The organism is Blautia sp. AM28-27 (genome assembly GCF_003480905.1).
Classification (GTDB): Bacteria; Bacillota; Clostridia; order Lachnospirales; family Lachnospiraceae; genus Fusicatenibacter; species Fusicatenibacter saccharivorans.
Map to the genome: position 1 here is coordinate 79,656 of NZ_QUJK01000011.1, position 18,254 is coordinate 97,909.

Here is an 18,254-nt window from a genome sequence, read left to right on the forward strand (position 1 = left end):
ACAAAAAAGGAGATTACTTATGGCTAAAACATTTAGAGAACGGGCGGAAGAACTTGTAGCACAGATGACGCTGGAGGAGAAGGTTTCCCAGACACTTCACGGAGCGGCAGAAATCGAGAGACTGGGAATTCCCAAATATAACTGGTGGAATGAGGCACTTCACGGAATTGCTAGAACGGGAACAGCGACATTATTTCCACAGGCAATTGGTCTGGCTGCATCTTTTGATGAAGAACTGGTTGCGGAGATGGCTGATATCATTGCCACTGAAGGACGTGCAAAATATAATATGCATGTGAAATATGGTGACAGAGACATCTATAAAGGCTTAACATATTGGGCACCTAATGTAAATATTTTCCGTGATCCGCGCTGGGGAAGAGGTCATGAAACGTATGGTGAGGATCCCTATCTTACATCACGCCTGGGCGTGCGGTTTATTCAGGCACTTCAGGGAGATGATCCTGTATATATGAAGGCAGCAGCCTGTGCAAAGCATTTTGCTGTACATTCCGGACCGGAAGGAGAGAGACATTATTTTAATGCTGTTGCATCCAAACAGGATATGTATGAGACTTATCTGCCGGCATTTAAAGCCTGTGTGCAGGAAGGAAAAGTAGAAGCTGTGATGGGTGCATATAACAGGACAAATGGAGAACCATGCTGCGGCAGTAAGACACTTCTGCAAGATATTTTGAGAGAAGAATGGGGATTTGAGGGGCACGTTGTCAGTGACTGCTGGGCAGTGCGTGATTTCCATGAAAATCATCATGTAACAAATGCACCGGTGGAATCCGTAACGATGGCTATGAATCACGGTTGTGACTTGAATTGTGGTTGTACATACCCTCATCTGGTTCAGGCAGTACGTGAAGGAAGAGTTGATGAAAAACGAATCAATGAGGCGGTCATCAATCTTTTCACCACACGTATGAAGCTTGGTATGTTTGAAGAACCGGGAACAGTTCCATTCGATAGTATTCCTTATACAGAAAACGACACACCGGAACATAACCGTATAAACGAAAAGATTTCTGAAAAAACTCTGGTTCTTCTGAAAAATGAAGGAGGACTTCTTCCTCTGAATAAGAATAATATGAAAACCATCGGAGTCATCGGGCCAAATGCCAATAGCAGAGCAGCACTTGTGGGTAACTATGAGGGAACTGCTTCCCGTTATGTAACCGTTCTTGAAGGAATTCAGGATTATGTAGGCGATGATGTTCGTGTCATGTACTCGGAAGGATGTGCTTTATTTAAAGACCGTGTCTGTGTTCTCTCAGAACCAAACGATCGTCTGGCTGAAGTGAAAGGCGTATGCGAGGCCAGTGATGTGGTTATTGTCTGCCTTGGATTGGATGCTACACTGGAAGGTGAAGAGGGCGATACAGGAAATGAATTTGCCAGCGGTGACAAACCGGATCTGAACTACCCGGGGCTGCAGAATGAAATCCTCAAAGCGGCATATGAAAGTGGAAAACCGGTGGTTCTCGTTTCATTGACCGGAAGTGCTATGGATCTTAGCTGGGCTGACGAGCATATTCCGGCTATCGTACAGGCATGGTATCCTGGATCAAGAGGTGGAGAGGCTGTGGCACGTTTGTTGTTTGGAGAGTGTTCACCGGAAGGTAAACTGCCGGTAACCTTCTATCGTTCCGTGGAAGAACTGCCGGAGTTTACGGATTATTCCATGAAAGGAAGAACTTACCGTTATATGGAACAGGAAGCGTTATATCCCTTTGGCTATGGACTGTCATATACAGAGTTCAGTCTGTCAGAACCTGAGATTACAGTTTACGAAGGAGATAAGGTGTCCGAAACAGGAATCATCAGAAAGGGTACAGGAATGACTGTACGGACAGTGATTCGAAATATCGGTAAGATGGCCGGAGGAGAAACCGTACAGGTTTATGTAAAATCCTGCTGTGACGGAACTCCAAATCCCCAGTTAAAGGCTTTGAAAAAGGTATTTCTGAATCCGGGCGAGGAGCAGGAAGTCGTTCTGACTTTAAAACCGGAAGCTTTCGAACTGTTTGATATCGATGGCGCTGCACAGATTCTATCCGGTGAATACTGTGTTTATACAGGCACTTCACAGCCGGATAAAAGAAGTAAGACCCTGACAGGAAAAGGTGGATTTGTCAATACATTCGCAGCTGAAGTGTAAAACTGCGGTCTGGAAAGGAGCATGGGAAAAGTGATGAGATTATCTTCGTTAATCAGTGACGAGATGATTCTCCAGCGAGATGTAGAAAACAGTATCTGGGGATATGGTGAAAAGGGAAGAACGGTAGAACTGTCTTTTGAAAATTTTCAGGTTAAAACCATCTGTGCTGATGACGGATACTTTGAATTGATGATACCGGAAATGCCTGCCGGCGGTCCGTGGGAGTTCAGGATGACAGATGGGGAAGAAGAACTTGTGATTCATGATGTACTGTTTGGTGATGTATTTCTTCTGGGATGGCAGTCTAATATGGAACTGCCCATTGAGCGGGTGATGGACCGGTATGCAGATGAAATTCTGCATACTTCAGAGGATGAAATCCGTATGTTCGAAGTCCCCAAGGAATATGTATTTGGAGAAAAACGTCAGGAATTGGAAAAGGGCTGCTGGATTAAAGCGAAGGGAGAAGAACTGCAGCTGTTTAGTGCTGTGGGATATTTTGCTGCAAAAGAAATTCATGATAGGGAAAGAATACCGGTTGGACTTCTGCAGACTGCTGTGGGAGGTACACCGGTGAAATCCTGGTGTAGCGAGGAGACTGTTACAGCTCTGGGTTATGATGCTGTGGAGATTCAAGAATGCCGGCAGAAGGAATATCCGGAAGCAACCATCAAAGCGGAGGAAGAAAGAGAGCTTTGGTGGAGAAAAGAGGCGTTGAAAGAATCGGGTATGGATTATGCGGCAGATAATAAGGGCAGTTTTTGTATTCCTGGTTTCTTTGAAAATACTGTGTTGGATCAGTTTTATGGAGGATTGCGCTTTACAAAAACTTTTGTGCTGGATGAAAAAGATAAACCGGAAAAAGGAAAAGCTATTCTTTATTTCGGTGCTATGATTGATGCAGATAAGATTTTAATTAATGGCACATTGATCGGAGAGACGGAATACCAGTACCCACCCAGAATTTATCGGATACCGGAGGGAATTCTTCATGCAGGAGAGAATATCATCGAAGTTAAATTGATGGTTTTCAGACAGGAAGGAGGATTTGTACCTGGAAAGGTGTATGAACTTTGTTATGGCAGCAATCTGGAGAAAAAGGTATCTCTTTCCGGTGACTGGAATTATGAAATCATCCACCGGATGGAATCGCTGCCGCAGATGACATTTTTCCAGTTTAAAGCATGTGGACTTTATCAGGGAATGCTCTATCCCATCAGAAGATGGAAAATCAAAGGATGTTTCTTCTATCAGGGTGAATCCAATACCGGGCGGCCGGAAACCTATGAGGAGGAATTTAGCACGATGATCGAGGAATGGAGAACCCTCTGGCAGATGCCGGATATGCCGTTCATTTTTGTGCAGCTGGCAGGATTTTCTGATGGAAAACTTCATACGGACGGCATACAGTGGGCAAGACTTCGTGAGGCTCAGAGAAAAACAGCCGGTTTGCCGTATGCCATGATGGTACAGGCTTATGACTTGGGAGAATACAACGATCTGCATCCTACCGATAAGAAAACAGTCGGCGTACGTGCGGCACTTGCGGCAGAAACATTAATTTATGGCAGAAACGTATCATACCGAAATCCGGAGCTTGCTGCAGCCATTAGAAATACTGGAAGTATAAAGTTTGTTTTCGAACCGTCAGGCATTGTATTGCATACAGAGAAAAGAACTCTGGATCTGAAAGAAGTACCAGGAGTTTCTCTGCGACAGGATAAGAATGAACCGGTCAGAGGTTTTGATATTATTTGTAAAGATGGAAGCCGTAAAGCAGCCGAGGGAAAACTGACAGGAGAAAATACTGTCGAAGTATCCATAACGGAAGATACCGTTGGAGTATCCTATGCATGGAATGACTGTCCGTGGGAAGCAAATTTATACAGCGATGAGGAATTGCCGGTAGTTCCTTTCCAGATTATATTTCAGGAGATATCATAAGAAATGAAAATATTTGATGGTGGGTACTGTGTACCGTTTCTAGTAGAGTAAGATGCTTATGAGGATGTAAAAATGAAGATGGCTGCCGATATCCGGTGAGAATGTATGTGGAACCTTTTGGAAAACCTCGCCTGATGGTTTCACGTACAGATGATGACAGAATCCTTGTGAAAAATTATGGGGTCTGTGAATCACTGGAAATCCGAGATTTTCTCTATGCGGGAAACCGTGAGGTTATCATTGAAGTGGCGAATGACGGTGAGGGTTCTTTTCTCTGTGAAATAGAAGCAGAACCCTGCAAATGGCTGAAACTGGAAATGAGCAGCAGAGAGGTAAAAGATCAGGAAATTCTCAAGCTGATTTGCTGCCTGGGCAGTTCCGGAGAACTATCTGGCGGGAAATCCGGATGATGATTTCTGGGCTGTGGGTATTATAGAACAGGTTCATAAAACCTGCGTACCGATTTCACTGCACAAAGGATTCAATGAAGTGCAAATAGAATTTTTAAGCAAAATTTTTGCAGTAGAGAAAATAGTTTTCTATAGGGAAGGCACCGTCCCCCGGATCTCATGTATGGGTCCGACAGAAAGCTGGAAGAGATAGTTCTGGATGTTTGGAACATAATATGGTATGATGGCTACAGGAGGGCAGCGTATGAAGAGACTGATTGATAGATTAGAAAATACCATGAATGACTTTAACCTGAAGAAAAAGCTTCATATTCTGTATATCTATTGTATGCTGATACCACTTATCATTACAGACAGTGTTATTCTATTTATTGTGGTTCAATCCGAGAGAGTGGAGCAGCGGCATGTGATGGAAAATGATGCAAGTGCTGTTATATATAATCTTTCCCGGGAAGTGGAAAATGCCGCAATGAAAGCAAAAAATATTTATATGAACGGGTATATCGAGGAGTTTTTGAATCGACAGTATGAGACTCCTCTGGATTATGTGACGGGACATCAAGCATTTATGAAGAATTCACTGTTTGAGACCAGTATGGGTACGGATAATACAGTGGTTACGATTTATGCGGACAATGATACTATTATCAATGGCGGACATTTCATCCGTCTGTCTGATGTGCGTGAGACAGAATGGTATAGATATTTGCAGGAAGCGGGAAATAATTCAGTATTGTATTTTTATTATGACCAGTGGAAAAGTTCTGCAGTGCAGCCGCGGCGCAGCGTGTTATTTATCAGAAAACTAAATTTTTCCGGACAGGACAGCTGTGAAAAAATAGTGACGATTGAAATGGATTACAGTAGTCTTGTACGCAATCTGGATAATATGAATTATGAGTCTGAGATCTATATATGTAAAGATAATCAGATTTTGCTTTCTAATAACGGATATAATCAGCCAGGGTGGCCTTTTAGCGAATGGAAGGAAAACATACAGCCGGATTATCAGAAAGAATACAGTGCTTATGGAGAACATCTACAGATTGCAGTCTGTAAAAGAAGTCGTGGGATACGGGCACAGATATGGAATCATATGCCGTTGATTGTTTTTCTGGTGTTGATTAATACGGTGATGCCGTGGATTCTGATGCGGCTTATTAATCGTTCTTTTACTGCCAGGGTGGAAGAATTGAGCAAAGCATTTGATCACGTAGATGCGGATCATCTTCAGGAAATCTCATATGTGCGGGGGAAAGATGAAATAGGCAGTCTGATGCTCAATTATAATCACATGGCATCCCGCCTGAATGATCTGATTCAGACGGTGTATAAGGATCGTCTGAGAGAACAGGAGATGGATATTGCCAGACAGAATGCAGAACTTCTGGCACTGCAGAGTCAGGTGAATCCTCACTTCCTGTTTAATGCCCTGGAGAGCATTCGGATGCACAGTATCTTAAAGAAAGAGTATGAAACTGCGGATATGGTGGGAAAACTGGCCGTGATGGAACGTCAGAATGTGGATTGGAGTACAAATTTTGTCAGAATGAAAAAGGAACTGGAATTCGTGGAGGCATATCTGGGACTTCAAAAGTATCGTTTTGGAGACAGGCTTTCCTATGAGCTGGACATAGAACCGGAATGTGAGGATATTCAGATTCCAAGACTGACTGTCGTAACTTTTGTGGAAAATGCATGTGTGCACGGGATTGAGAGTAAAACAGCTTCCTGCTGGATTTTTGTCCGGGTTTATCGTAAACATGAGGATATCTGGATCGAAGTGGAGGATACCGGAAGCGGTATGGATGAGGACAAAGTGGCTGAAATAAAGGAAAAGATGTGTAATGCAAGCATCGAGAAACTAAGAGAAAAGGGGCGTGTAGGTATTATCAATGCCTGCCTCAGACTGAAAATGATAACGGATAACAAAGTGTGTTTTCATATAGAGAGTGAAGTAGGAATCGGTACTACTATTCAGATCAGGATGCCGATAGACGCTCTGGATGATAGAATACAGATGCACAGATAAGACTTCAACAGGGGTCTTGGGAATGGAAAAGAAACAAAGGAGATAAGAACATGCTGCGGGTTTTGCTGGTTGATGATGAACCTTTTATTGTACAGGGGCTTATGGTGTTTGTTGACTGGGAACAGGAAGGGTATGAGATTGTATATACTGCTGCCGATGGAGCAGAAGCACTTACATATCTGAAAGAGCATAAGGTGGATCTGGTCATTTCAGACATTAAGATGCCGGTAATGAGTGGACTAGAACTTTTGGAGACAATACGCAGAGAAAATATTTCAGATGCTTATTTTATAATTTTAAGTGGTTACAGTGATTTTTCCTATGCACAGCAGGCAATTCGTTATGAATGTATGGAATATATTCTGAAACCGGTGGAAAAAGAGGAGCTTTTGGGTGTACTGCGCAGAGTAGCCAAAGTGTCAGAAGCTGCCAGGGAAAATGAAAAGAAAAAACAAAAGCTGGAACATGAATATTTGACCAGAAATATTATTGCTCTTCTCTGTGGAAAGTATGACACGGTGAATCTGGAATATATAAAAAGTCACATGAATCTTTCTGACAGTGTCAGATATGTTTATTTGGAACCCTATGATATAGGAGACATGTCCGAACAGGAGGATGGGGAATACTGTCTGATTCAGAGAAAACTGCATCAGGCCTGTCAGGATTTCCTGAAAGAAGACAGCAGTCACTGTTTCTTTGATGTGTCCTGGAATGAGAAGAATTACGATATAGGTTTTATTTACTGTGATTATATGGCGAAGAACCGGGCAATCAGTGAAGTTGAGTATCTGAGCGACTTTCAGGAGAGTCTTGAACTGGCAATTCAGCGTCCTGTAAAATTGCTGGCGGGTAAAAAAGTATCAGACATTTCTGGACTCGCAAAATCCTATAGTACCGCCTGTGTATTGAACTCTCTGGAAGCATTCCGTGCAAAAAAGAAAATGTATTTTTATGAAGAAGAGGTACAGATTCATAATGGGGGTATTATCCTGTGCAAACAGAGCCTGGATGCGTTGATATCAGCCATTGAGCAAAACGATAAGATACAGATCCGTAAATGTGTGGAAAATCTGTATGAAGAAATGCGGCAGATGGGACTTGCCGCAGATACAGTCAATCTTAACATTAATTATTTCCTGTTTCAGCTGATTTATCTGGCAACTGAGCAGGATGATTGTGTCGATCAGAAAGAAATTCTACATTTCATTGGTGAAAGCACATTTGAAGAGGGAGTCACCAGAGGCAGCAGTGTGCATATGGTGCGTTTTGCTCTGGAGTATGCAGAATATCTGGCTCAGCTTCGCAAAAATATTTCCAGGGGAGGCGTAATTAGAGATGTTGAGAAAGAAATACGCGAAAATTATGCAGAGAATCTTACTTTGAGAGAATTGAGTAAAAAGTACTATGTGAACAGTGCTTATCTGGGACAGATATTCCGGAAAAAGTTCGGACAGTCATTTAAAGAGTATCTGAATAACTATCGGATGGAGCAGGCAGTTCAGAGACTGTTGTATACCAGTGATAAAATCTATCAGATTGCTCTGGATGTGGGATATAAAGACTGCGATTATTTTATTAACCGTTTTATTGCGGCAAAGGGATGCACACCTGCAAAGTTCCGCAGACAGGGCGGAGTATTGAAAAACTGAGAAAATGGAAGAAATTTTCCAACTGAAAAAAGACAGGATAAATGATAGGGTTCTATAATTTGTCCTGTCTTTTTGTATGCTTTGTCCGGTTGAGGTTTTTTTTGTAGAAGGTACAATATAGTTACTTGATAAGTCGTATTTGTTCTGCAGACGAATAGGAAAATATTTATAGTATCAAAAGAAATAGGAGGATGGAGTCTATGAAAAGAAAAAGTTTAATATCCCTTATGCTGTTAGCGGCGGTGTCCATGGCGGCCTGTGGCAAAGCAGAAACAGACACAGGTGCAGAGTCATCTGATGGCGAAGTAAAAGAATTTACTGCATTCTTTGCAGTTCCCGGTACAGAAATCAATGATGATAATGAAATTCAGCAGAAAATTGCTGAGATTACAGGTGCTAAATGTAAAGAGACATGGCTTACAGGACAGACTGCTGAGGAAGCTGTAGGAACCTTGATCGCCGGTGGTGAGTATCCGGATTTGATTGATGGTGGAGATGGTATGGCTCAGCTCTATGATGCCGGTGCCTTGGTTGCTTTGGATGACTATATTGATCAGTATCCGAACATTAAAGAGTTCTTTACAGAGGAAGAATGGGATAAACTTCGCCAGGAGGATGGACATATTTACTGGATTCCACAGTTCAGTAATATTTACGGTGAGGAAAAAGCAACAACACACAATGATGAAGCATTCTGGATTCAGACTCGAGTTCTTGAATGGGCAGATTATCCGGATATTCAGACCATGGATGAGTATTTTGATCTGATTGAAAGATACTATGAGGCCAATCCTACAATGGAAGATGGTACAACCAATATTCCATACACAATCCTCTGTGATGACTGGCGTTATTTCTGTCTGGAAAATGCACCTCAGTTCCTGGATGGATATCCAAATGATGGAAGTGTTATGGTAGATACGGAAACCTTGCAGGTCATTGATTATAATACAACACCTACAGCTAAGAGATACTTCGGAAAATTGAATGAAGAATTCAAGAAAGGTATTGTAGACCCGGAATCCTTTACACAGACTTATGATGAATATATTGCAAAACTTTCCACCGGACGTGTGCTGGGAATGATCGACCAGTGGTGGGATTTTGCATATAGTGTAAACGATGCACTGAAACAGCAGGGGCTGGGTGAACAGGGATGCAACTACGTTCCGCTTCCGATTACAATTGAAAGAGGAATTAAAAATCAGTGGCATAACTCCGGTAGTGTTCTGAATGTTTCCGCCGGTCTTGCTATTACAACAAGCTGTGATGACGTGGAAGGTGCACTACAGTTTGTGAATGATCTTCTTTCTCAGGAAGTACTGGATCTGCGTTCTTGGGGCGTAAAAGATGTTGACTATAAAGTAGATGAAGATGGTAAATACTATAAAACTCAGGAAATGAGAACTCAGGCAGCTGATACTGCTTATAAAGCATCACATTTTTGCGGTTATTCTTATTTCCCAGGGTATACCGGAACAAGCCGTGATGGAATCAACGCAATGTCGCCACAGTTCCAGCCCGAAGAATTCTATGATGGACTGCCGGATGATGTGAAAGCATGTTTCGATGCCTATGGTGCTGAAACATATGTAGACATGCTTGGAACCAGTGAGGCTCCGGGACCATGGTATCCAATGTATTCTTTCTCAAGTACTATGACAACAAGCACACCTGGTGGTATTGCATGGACAAAGATGGGAGAAATCAAGCATGAATATCTTCCTAAAGTAGTAATGGCATCAGATTTTGAAGCTGCATGGGATGAGTACATGAGTGTATACGAAAAATGTAATCCTCAGGATTTCCTGGAAGAAATGCAGACAGAGCTTGATCGCAGAATGGAAGAAGCCAAGAAGTATCAGTAGAATATAAGTGAATAAATCGGGCAGATGTCGGTTGCGGTATCGTGTGACAGACCGGTTCATCTGCCCTCTCTTTTTAGGAGGAGACTATGGCTGCTATAGAAAAAAGAAAAAAAGAAAAAGTAACAGAAATGAAAGTGAAAATCACTTGGAAAGAAATAAAAAGACAGAAAGCTCTGCTGATCTGGTCAGCCTTTATTGTATTATATGGTGTGATTTTCTGCTATTTGCCATTGGGAGGATGGCTGATGGCTTTCCAGAATTACCGTCCCAAGGATGGACTTCTGCATTCTCAGTTTGTAGGATTGGCAAAGTTCCAGCAGTTGTTTTCTGATGCCACATTCCTGCGTGTTATCAGAAATACACTGGCTATGGGTGTAATCAACCTGGTAGCAACCTTCTTTATGGCAATTTTATTTGCTATTTTGTTGAACGATGTAAAGTCTCAGGGTGGAAAAAAAGTAGTGCAGACAATCTCTTACCTGCCGCACTTCTTGTCCTGGATTATCGTAACTGGTATTCTGCATGACGCACTGTCCGGAACGGGTATTGTGAATGAGCTTCTTTTGAAATTCGGTATTCTTGATCAGCCTTTGAATTTCTTCGCTCATCCAAAATTCTTCTGGCCAATCGTGGCATTTGCCAATGTATGGAAGGAAACAGGATGGAATGCCATTATTTATCTTTCTGCAATTACATCCATTGACCCTTCCCTTTATGAAGCGGCCAATATTGATGGGGCCGGAAGATGGCAGAGAATCCGCTATATTACATTACCGGGAATCCGTCCGACTATTATGATTCTTCTTCTGATGAATGTAGGTAACGTATTAAATGCAGGTTTTGAAATCCAGTACCTGTTAGGTAATGGTCTGGTACAGAGCGTGGCACAGACAATTGATATTTACGTATTGAAATGGGGTATCAGCCAGAATGACTTTGCAATTGGTACTGCGGCAGGTATCTTCAAGAGTTTTGTCAGCATCGTGCTTGTTGTCATCGCCAATGAGATTGCAAAACGGACCGGTGACGAGCGGCTGTTTTAGGAAAGGAGAAATCAGACTATGGAAAAACTTCACAAAAGGAAAAAAACATCGGTTGGGGATACCATCTTCGTGATATGTAATACCCTGTTCATGATTCTATTCGTGCTGATTACACTATATCCGATTCTGAATACAGTGGCAATTTCACTTAATGACGGTACGGATGCATTGAGGGGTGGGATTTATCTGTTGCCCCGAAAATTTACCTGGAAGAACTATCTTACCGTTTTACAGAAAGATAACCTGCTGACAGGTGCTTATGTTTCTGTGGCAAGAACAGTAGTTGGAACTTTGCTGGCCCTGATTGCCAATGCAATTCTGGCATTTATCGTCAGCAGAAAACATTTCCTGTTCAAAAAACAGTTGTCACTATTTTGGGTTATTACCATGTATGTAAACGGTGGCATGATTCCAACATTCCTGCTGTACAAAAACCTGGGAATGACAAACAGTTTCTGGGTTTATGTAATTCCTGGTATGTTCAGTGCCTTTAATATGCTGGTTATCCGTACCTATATGAACGGTCTTCCGGAGAGTCTGGAAGAGTCTGCACAGCTTGATGGTGCCGGATACACAACGATTTTCTGGAAAATCACTTCACCGCTGTGTAAACCGGTGTATGCGACCGTAGCTTTGTTTGTGGCAGTTGGTCAGTGGAACTCCTGGTTCGATGCCATGCTGTACAACCGTATGAGTGTACACCTGACAACCTTGCAGTATGAGTTGATGAAACTGCTTTCTTCCGTTACCAATCAGGGTAATTCTGCAGAAGCTATGAAAAATGCAGCAGGTGCAGTTACTCCAACCTCTGTACGTGCAGCAGCTACCGTATTGACCATGTTGCCGATTGTCTGCCTGTATCCGTTCCTTCAGAGATACTTTGTAGCCGGTCTGACCATCGGAGGAGTAAAGGAATAAGATAAAGATGGAAAAGGGAGCCGTTTACACAGGAATTTATCCAAATATATTCGAATTAGCCGGATATGAGAAAAAGGAAATAGAAAATAGAATAGATCAAATATTTCAGACTCTTTTTTATGGGAGTGATGAGGAAAGAATTTATCATCCCGTCGGTTGTGATCTTGGATACATAGAGGATACCGGTAATCTGGATGCACGTACGGAAGGCATGTCTTATGGCATGATGATGTGCGTGCAGATGAATAAAAAAGAAGAGTTTGACAGGATATGGAAATGGGCAAGAACCTATATGTATATGACTGAAGGTGAAAATGCCGGATATTTTGCATGGTCTTGTGGAACAGATGGCACAAGAAACGCTGATGGCCCGGCACCGGACGGAGAAGAGTTCTTTGCAATGGCATTATTTTTTGCCTCTCATCGCTGGGGCGACGGGGAAGGGATTTTTGCTTATAGCGAAGAGGCAAAAAAGTTGCTGCATACCTGTATTCATAAAGGAGAAAACGGAGAAGCGGGACGTGCCATGTGGGATCCGGATAACCACCTGATACGTTTTATTACCGAAGTGGATTTTTCAGATCCTTCCTATCATTTGCCTCATTTTTATGAATTATTTGCACAGTGGTCTTACGAAGAAGACCGTTCTTTCTGGGAGGAAGCAGCGAAGGCAAGCAGGGAATACTTGAAGAAGGCATGTCACCCTGTGACCGGCCTGTGTGCAGAGTATGCAGAGTATGATGGAACCCCTTGCACAAAAGGGCAGAATATCTGGGGGAGACATGACTGGTATTACAGTGATGCCTATCGCACGATTGCTAATATTGCTCTGGATTATGCCTGGTTTGGTGCAGATGAGTGGGAAGTGGAAGAAGGAAAGCACTTTCTGAAATTTTTCTGTGAGACAGCAGGGGAGGAACATCAGGATGGAATTTTTGCCATTGATGGTACGGTAATCCCCGGAAAAGCTTTGCATCCGGTGGCCATGACAGCAGTGAATGCACAGGCAGGATTGCTGGTACAAAATGAGCATGCCCTTGCCTGTGTCCGCAAGTTTTGGAATACACCTCTGCGTACAGGAAACAGGAGATATTATGATAATTGCCTTTATTTCTTCGCTTTTCTTGCATTAAGTGGAAATTATAGAATCTATTAACAGGAGATATTATTATGCATTATGCTAACAATCCAATTTTACCGGGTTTTCGTCCTGATCCTTCCATCTGCAGAGTGGGAGATGATTATTATCTTGTAACATCAAGCTTTGCTTATTTTCCTGGTGTTCCTGTTTATCACAGCAAAGATCTGGCTAACTGGGAGCAGATCGGTCATGTGCTTACCCGAGAGTCACAGCTCCATCTGGAAAATGCCGGACATTCCAGGGGAATCTATGCACCGACCCTGAGGTATTTTCAGGGACGCTATTACATGATTACAACAAATGTTTCACATCGAGACAATTTTATTGTAACTGCTGAAAGCCCGGAGGGTCCCTGGTCTGATCCTTATTATCTGGATGAAGATGCTCCGGGGATTGATCCCAGTCTGTTCTTTGACGAAGATGAAGATGGAACAGTTCATTGCTATTATGTAGGAACAAGACCAAACCAGAAGCACGGAGTTCGTTATAATGGGGACTGGGAGATATGGGTTCAGGAACTTGATTTGAAGACCATGGAGCTTATTGGTGAAAGCAAAAAAATCTGGAAAGGTGCCATGCATCATGTGATCTGGCCGGAAGGACCTCACCTTTACAAAAAGGATGGTTATTATTATCTGATGAATGCTGAGGGAGGTACAGGACCAAATCACAGTATGACGATTTCCAGAAGCAGAAGTGTGTGGGGACCATATGAGGGCAATCCCAATAACCCTATTCTGACGCATCGTCATCTGGGAAATGATTATCCCATCACTGCTGTGGGTCATGGTGATCTGGTGGACGATGGCCATGGAAACTGGTATGTGGTTATGCTGGGTTCCAGAAAATGCGAAGGCTATGTAAATACAGGTCGCGATACATTTCTTGCGAAAGTGACATGGGAAGATGGATGGCCTGTTGTGAATCCGGGAGTCGGTATGCTGGAGTCGGTAGTCGAACTTCCGGGAGATGGGGCAGAAATGAAACCTGAAAGCCAGGTATACCATTTCTTCGAGAAGAAACTCCCGATGGAATGCATGACTCTTCGGAAGCCTCTTTGGGAAAAATACGATCTTTTCCAGAGAAGTGGATATCTGAGACTTCCGACTTTGCCGCAGACATTAAATGAAACATCCTGTCCTGCTTTCGTTGCTGTAAGACAGAAGGAATATCTGTATCTTGCATCTGCGGGAATAGAGTTTTCCCCCTGTGTAAATGGGGAGGAAGCTGGTCTTGCCATTCTGTGTGATGAGACACATCATGTTCGGTTTACCAAAATGATGTGTGACGGTAAGGTGCAGCTGTTACTCAATCGTCGTCTGGGTGACAAAGAAGAAAAACTGGCGGCTGAAGAAATCGAAGATGGATTTGTAACTCTGGAAATCAGAGGCAGAGGACAGAAGACAGATTTCTACTATAAAGTTCAGGGAAAAGAAAAGATGCTGCTTGTTTCTGATGTGGATATGACAGGATTGAGTACTGAACTGGCGGGCGGTTTTACAGGTTGCTGCCTGGGAATGTATGCATCCTCCAATGGTGAAATTTCAGAAAATCATGCGGACTTTGCATGGATGGCTATTGAAAACCAGTAAGAGTATCCGTTATAATAATTAAAGATTCTAAGCTGTGTACTCGGAAATTCCAGCGGAATTTCTGGGTACTATTATCTTGAAAAGGTGTCATGTTATGCAAAGCATGGTGCACCCCTCATAGCAGATACACCGAAGCATACTTTAATTTCTAAGAAGGGAAACGGATATATGAGAAAGTACTGGAAACAATGTACACTTTTATGCTGCGTCGTAGCTCTGGCGGGAACAGCATTTTGGCAAATAGGAAATAGGAAAAAGCCGGAGATTAGAAAATATTCGGCTTTTTTTTCTGTTCTAGGACAGGAGATTGATGAGGATAATGAGATAAAAAAGAAAATCGCGGAACTGACAGGAGCAGAATGTGAAGAGATATGGCTGGTAGGACAGACTTCCGACCAGGCTATTGCTTCCTATATTGCCGGAGGAGAGTATCCAGATTTTATTTCCGGCAATATTGATTTATATGAAGCAAATGCTTTGATTCCGGTTGATGAGTATTGGGATGAATACCCGAATCTGCGCAGTTATTTTACTGATAGTCAGTGGGAACTGTTAAAACAGGAGGATGGGCATATTTACTGGATCCCCCAGTTTGGGAATCAAAAAAATCCATCAGAAGATATTCTGCATAATGGCGAAGCATTCTGGATACAGACAAGAGTATTAAAATGGGCGAAGTATCCAGAAATACGTACGTTGGAAGAATACTTTAATCTTATTGAGGCTTATGTGGACGCTCATCCTTTGGATGACCTTGTACCATATACTGTTCTTTGTGATGACTGGCGATATTTTTGTCTGGAAAATGTGCCGCAGTTTTTAGATGGCTATCCTAATGATGGCTGCTGCATTGTGAATCCAAATACATTGAAAGTGGAGGATTATAATACCACAGCAACGGCAAGAAAATATTACCGGATATTAAATGAAGAATTTCAGAAAGGAATTCTTGATCCAGAGTTCTACACACAGACTTATAGTGAGTATCTGGAAAAACTTGCTACCGGACGTGTTCTTGGTATGTCAGATCAGTGGTGGCAGTTTTATTATACCGTGGATGATATGTTGCGTCAGCAGGGAGAGGGAATGAATTATGTGCCTCTTCCCATTACAATCGACAGAAATGTACAAAATAAGTGGCATACCCAGAATGGAACTCAGCCAGATGTTTCAGGAGGAATATCTGTCACAGTAAGTTGTAAAGATGTAAAGGGGGCTTTTCAGTTCCTTAATGATTTGCTCAGAGAGGATATTCAGAAACTTCGTTTTTGGGGAATTGAAGGGGTAGATTATGAAGTGGACGAGAACGGATTGTTTTATCTGACCGAAGAGCAGAGAGATATGGTTGCTGATTCGCAGTATAAAAATACACATTTTTGCTCTTATGCTTATTTTCCACGATTAGAAGGAAATTATGAAGATGGAATCAATGCTTTTTCACCGGAATTTCAGCCGGAGGAATTTTATGCTGCTCTGCCGGAGGATGTGAAAGAATGTTTGTCAGCGTATGGATGTAATGACTATGTAGATATGCTGGGAAATCATGATATACCGGGAGAGTGGTTTCCCGTGTATGCCTATGCGGATATTCTGACAACGGGTTCTGAGGCAGGACTGGTATGGAAGAAAATGGATCAGGTTAAACGTGAATATCTGCCGCAGCTGGTTATGACAGAGGATTTTGATTCTATCTGGGAGAAGTATATGGAAAGTTACGAATCCGTTCATCCGGAGATATTTTTTGCAGAAATGCAGAAAGTAGTGGATGAGCGGACGGGAAACAAAAGTGAATGATGAAAAGGAGACTTATACAATGAAAGATTTTTACAATCCTTTAATTGGCATGGACTATCCGGATCCTGATCTGATACGCGTGGGGGATATCTGGTATATGATCAGTACAACCATGCACTTTATGCCGGGGGGTGAGATTCTTCGTTCTTATAATCTGACAGATTGGGAGCGTGTGGGTTACGTTTTTGATGATCTGGATCATACACCGGCACAGTGTATGGAGAATGGAGAAAATATTTACGGACAGGGTATGTGGGCAGCATCCCTGCGGTATCATAATGGTATATTCTATGTGTGCTTTGCTGCCAATGATACCCATCGCACTTATCTGTATCAGTCAGAAAATATAGAAGGGCCGTGGAAAAAACAGTATATCGAAGGATTTTACCATGACTGCTCTCTTTTGTTTGATGATGACAGAGTTTATATTGTATATGGAAATACACAGATTTATATTACAGAATTAACTGCTGATCTGAGCAGTCCGAAACCTGGAGGATTGCACAGAAAGATCATTGAGGATACAGGAAATGTGCGTCTGGGATATGAAGGAGCTCATGCATATAAAATTAACGGTAAGTATTATGTATTTCTGATTCACTGGCCCAATGGCGGAGCGGGAAGAAGAACAGAGGCATGTTTTGTTTCAGATAGTCTGGAGAGTGAGTTTATCGGACGGGATATACTGGATGATGATCGGGGATATTTCAATTGCGGTGTGGCACAGGGAGGAATTGTAGATACACCGGAAGGCGAATGGTATGCTTTCCTTTTTCAGGATTCTGGAGCGGTAGGGAGAATCCCGATTCTGGTTCCGGTAGATTTTACTCATGGATTCCCGGAATTTGGAAGTAATGGGAAAATAGTAGAACCGATTTTACTGAGGAACAGAAAACCGGAATATGTATACGAACCCCTGACTGCGAATGACAAGTTTCAGTATAAAAAGGAAGGTGGAAAAATATCGATTCATAAAGCATGGCAGTGGAATCATGTGCCAGATTATCGTCTGGTTGACTGTGATGAAAATGGAGGATTAAAACTAACTGCCGGTTCTTTGTGCCAGGATTTGTGTGAAGCACGAAATACATTAACGCAGAGAATGATCTGGCCCGGGTGCCGTGCTTCAGTTGTAATTGATGGGTCTGATTTAAACAATGGTGATTATGCTGGTATCTGTGCACTTCAGGGTTGTTATGGAATGATTGCAATAACACGTCAGGCAGATCAGTATTATCTGGTTATGCGTGCCGGGAGTCCTGCTGATGACAGTCGATATCCTGTCATCCAAAAAGGTGAAAACCTTGAGGAACATGAGAGGGTTAAGATGGATTGCCCGATTGCTCATCTGGAACTTTCTGCTGATTTTTCTGATATGAAAGATATTGTAGTTTTTCGATATTGGAGTCATGGCGAGTGGAAAAGATTAGGGAGCGTACATAAATTGTATTTCAAGCTGGACCATTTTACAGGGTGCAGAGTTGGACTGTTTTGTTATGCCTCAGAGCAAACAGGGGGAACTGCAGTGTTTCATGATTTTACATTGCAGAATTTATGTATTGACAACCGATACCAGCCTTAGTATTATCTCATCTTTGACACTTAAGTAGATTAAAACACCTCGCAAACCCAGTGTTTATGCAATGTCATTAACTTTAGCAAAGAGCAGAAATCGTAAGCATTTATAAAACTA

12 protein-coding genes are annotated in these 18,254 nt (G+C 42.4%); all 12 read left to right on the forward strand.

All coding sequences use genetic code 11. The annotated features are described in order from the left end of the window. Positions 1 to 19: 19 nt before the first annotated feature. The 12 genes from DW743_RS13340 to DW743_RS13395 all read left to right on the forward strand — a co-directional run bounded on the left by DW743_RS13340 (position 20) and on the right by DW743_RS13395 (position 18,143). A complete protein-coding gene (locus DW743_RS13340; RefSeq protein WP_117761843.1) occupies positions 20 to 2,167 on the forward strand; it encodes a glycoside hydrolase family 3 C-terminal domain-containing protein in 2,148 nt (715 codons plus the stop codon). 33 nt (positions 2,168 to 2,200) lie between these two features. Continuing rightward, the gene (locus DW743_RS13345; RefSeq protein WP_243004584.1) at positions 2,201 to 4,111 is read left to right on the forward strand and encodes a sialate O-acetylesterase; all 1,911 of its coding nucleotides are present in this window, start codon (positions 2,201 to 2,203) and stop codon (positions 4,109 to 4,111) included. Between the two features lie 134 nt (positions 4,112 to 4,245). Further along, complete coding sequence (locus DW743_RS13350; protein WP_117761845.1) at positions 4,246 to 4,521, forward strand: hypothetical protein; 276 nt, start codon at positions 4,246 to 4,248, stop codon at positions 4,519 to 4,521. A 244-nt stretch (positions 4,522 to 4,765) separates the two neighbouring features. Next, a complete protein-coding gene (locus DW743_RS13355) occupies positions 4,766 to 6,553 on the forward strand; it encodes a sensor histidine kinase (RefSeq protein WP_117761846.1) in 1,788 nt (595 codons plus the stop codon). 50 nt (positions 6,554 to 6,603) lie between these two features. Further along, positions 6,604 to 8,205 carry a response regulator transcription factor gene (locus DW743_RS13360; RefSeq protein WP_117761847.1) on the forward strand — a complete coding sequence of 534 codons (1,602 nt, stop codon included), beginning with the start codon at positions 6,604 to 6,606 and terminating at the stop codon, positions 8,203 to 8,205. Between the two features lie 200 nt (positions 8,206 to 8,405). Further along, positions 8,406 to 10,073, forward strand: a complete 1,668-nt coding sequence (locus DW743_RS13365; protein WP_117761848.1) for an extracellular solute-binding protein — start codon at positions 8,406 to 8,408, stop codon at positions 10,071 to 10,073. Positions 10,074 to 10,159: 86 nt separating this feature from the next. Beyond that, positions 10,160 to 11,116 (forward strand): ABC transporter permease, encoded by a 957-nt coding sequence (locus DW743_RS13370; protein ID WP_117761849.1) that lies wholly within the window; start codon positions 10,160 to 10,162, stop codon positions 11,114 to 11,116. 18 nt (positions 11,117 to 11,134) lie between these two features. Then, the gene (locus DW743_RS13375; RefSeq protein WP_117761850.1) at positions 11,135 to 12,034 is read left to right on the forward strand and encodes a carbohydrate ABC transporter permease; all 900 of its coding nucleotides are present in this window, start codon (positions 11,135 to 11,137) and stop codon (positions 12,032 to 12,034) included. Between the two features lie 7 nt (positions 12,035 to 12,041). Then, entirely contained in the window at positions 12,042 to 13,190 is a 1,149-nt protein-coding gene (locus DW743_RS13380; RefSeq protein ID WP_117761851.1) for a glycosyl hydrolase family 8, read from the forward strand. 14 nt (positions 13,191 to 13,204) lie between these two features. Beyond that, positions 13,205 to 14,767: a glycoside hydrolase family 43 protein gene (locus DW743_RS13385; RefSeq protein ID WP_117761852.1), complete on the forward strand. Its 1,563-nt coding sequence runs from the start codon at positions 13,205 to 13,207 to the stop codon at positions 14,765 to 14,767. Between the two features lie 84 nt (positions 14,768 to 14,851). Further along, a complete protein-coding gene (locus DW743_RS13390; RefSeq protein ID WP_147345109.1) occupies positions 14,852 to 16,561 on the forward strand; it encodes a sugar ABC transporter substrate-binding protein in 1,710 nt (569 codons plus the stop codon). Between the two features lie 19 nt (positions 16,562 to 16,580). Further along, on the forward strand, positions 16,581 to 18,143 hold the full coding sequence (locus DW743_RS13395; protein WP_117761858.1) for a glycoside hydrolase family 43 protein: 1,563 nt from the start codon (positions 16,581 to 16,583) through the stop codon (positions 18,141 to 18,143). Positions 18,144 to 18,254 lie beyond the last annotated feature (111 nt).

What these genes read in the sequence shown, in the direction of transcription:
- DW743_RS13340 (WP_117761843.1), top strand. Translation starts at nt 20, where the DNA reads ATGGCTAAAACATTTAGAGAACGGGCGGAAGAACTTGTAGCACAGATG.
- DW743_RS13345 (WP_243004584.1), top strand. Translation starts at nt 2,201, where the DNA reads ATGAGATTATCTTCGTTAATCAGTGACGAGATGATTCTCCAGCGAGAT.
- DW743_RS13350 (WP_117761845.1), top strand. Translation starts at nt 4,246, where the DNA reads ATGGTTTCACGTACAGATGATGACAGAATCCTTGTGAAAAATTATGGG.
- DW743_RS13355 (WP_117761846.1), top strand. Translation starts at nt 4,766, where the DNA reads ATGAAGAGACTGATTGATAGATTAGAAAATACCATGAATGACTTTAAC.
- DW743_RS13360 (WP_117761847.1), top strand. Translation starts at nt 6,604, where the DNA reads ATGCTGCGGGTTTTGCTGGTTGATGATGAACCTTTTATTGTACAGGGG.
- DW743_RS13365 (WP_117761848.1), top strand. Translation starts at nt 8,406, where the DNA reads ATGAAAAGAAAAAGTTTAATATCCCTTATGCTGTTAGCGGCGGTGTCC.
- DW743_RS13370 (WP_117761849.1), top strand. Translation starts at nt 10,160, where the DNA reads ATGGCTGCTATAGAAAAAAGAAAAAAAGAAAAAGTAACAGAAATGAAA.
- DW743_RS13375 (WP_117761850.1), top strand. Translation starts at nt 11,135, where the DNA reads ATGGAAAAACTTCACAAAAGGAAAAAAACATCGGTTGGGGATACCATC.
- DW743_RS13380 (WP_117761851.1), top strand. Translation starts at nt 12,042, where the DNA reads ATGGAAAAGGGAGCCGTTTACACAGGAATTTATCCAAATATATTCGAA.
- DW743_RS13385 (WP_117761852.1), top strand. Translation starts at nt 13,205, where the DNA reads ATGCATTATGCTAACAATCCAATTTTACCGGGTTTTCGTCCTGATCCT.
- DW743_RS13395 (WP_117761858.1), top strand. Translation starts at nt 16,581, where the DNA reads ATGAAAGATTTTTACAATCCTTTAATTGGCATGGACTATCCGGATCCT.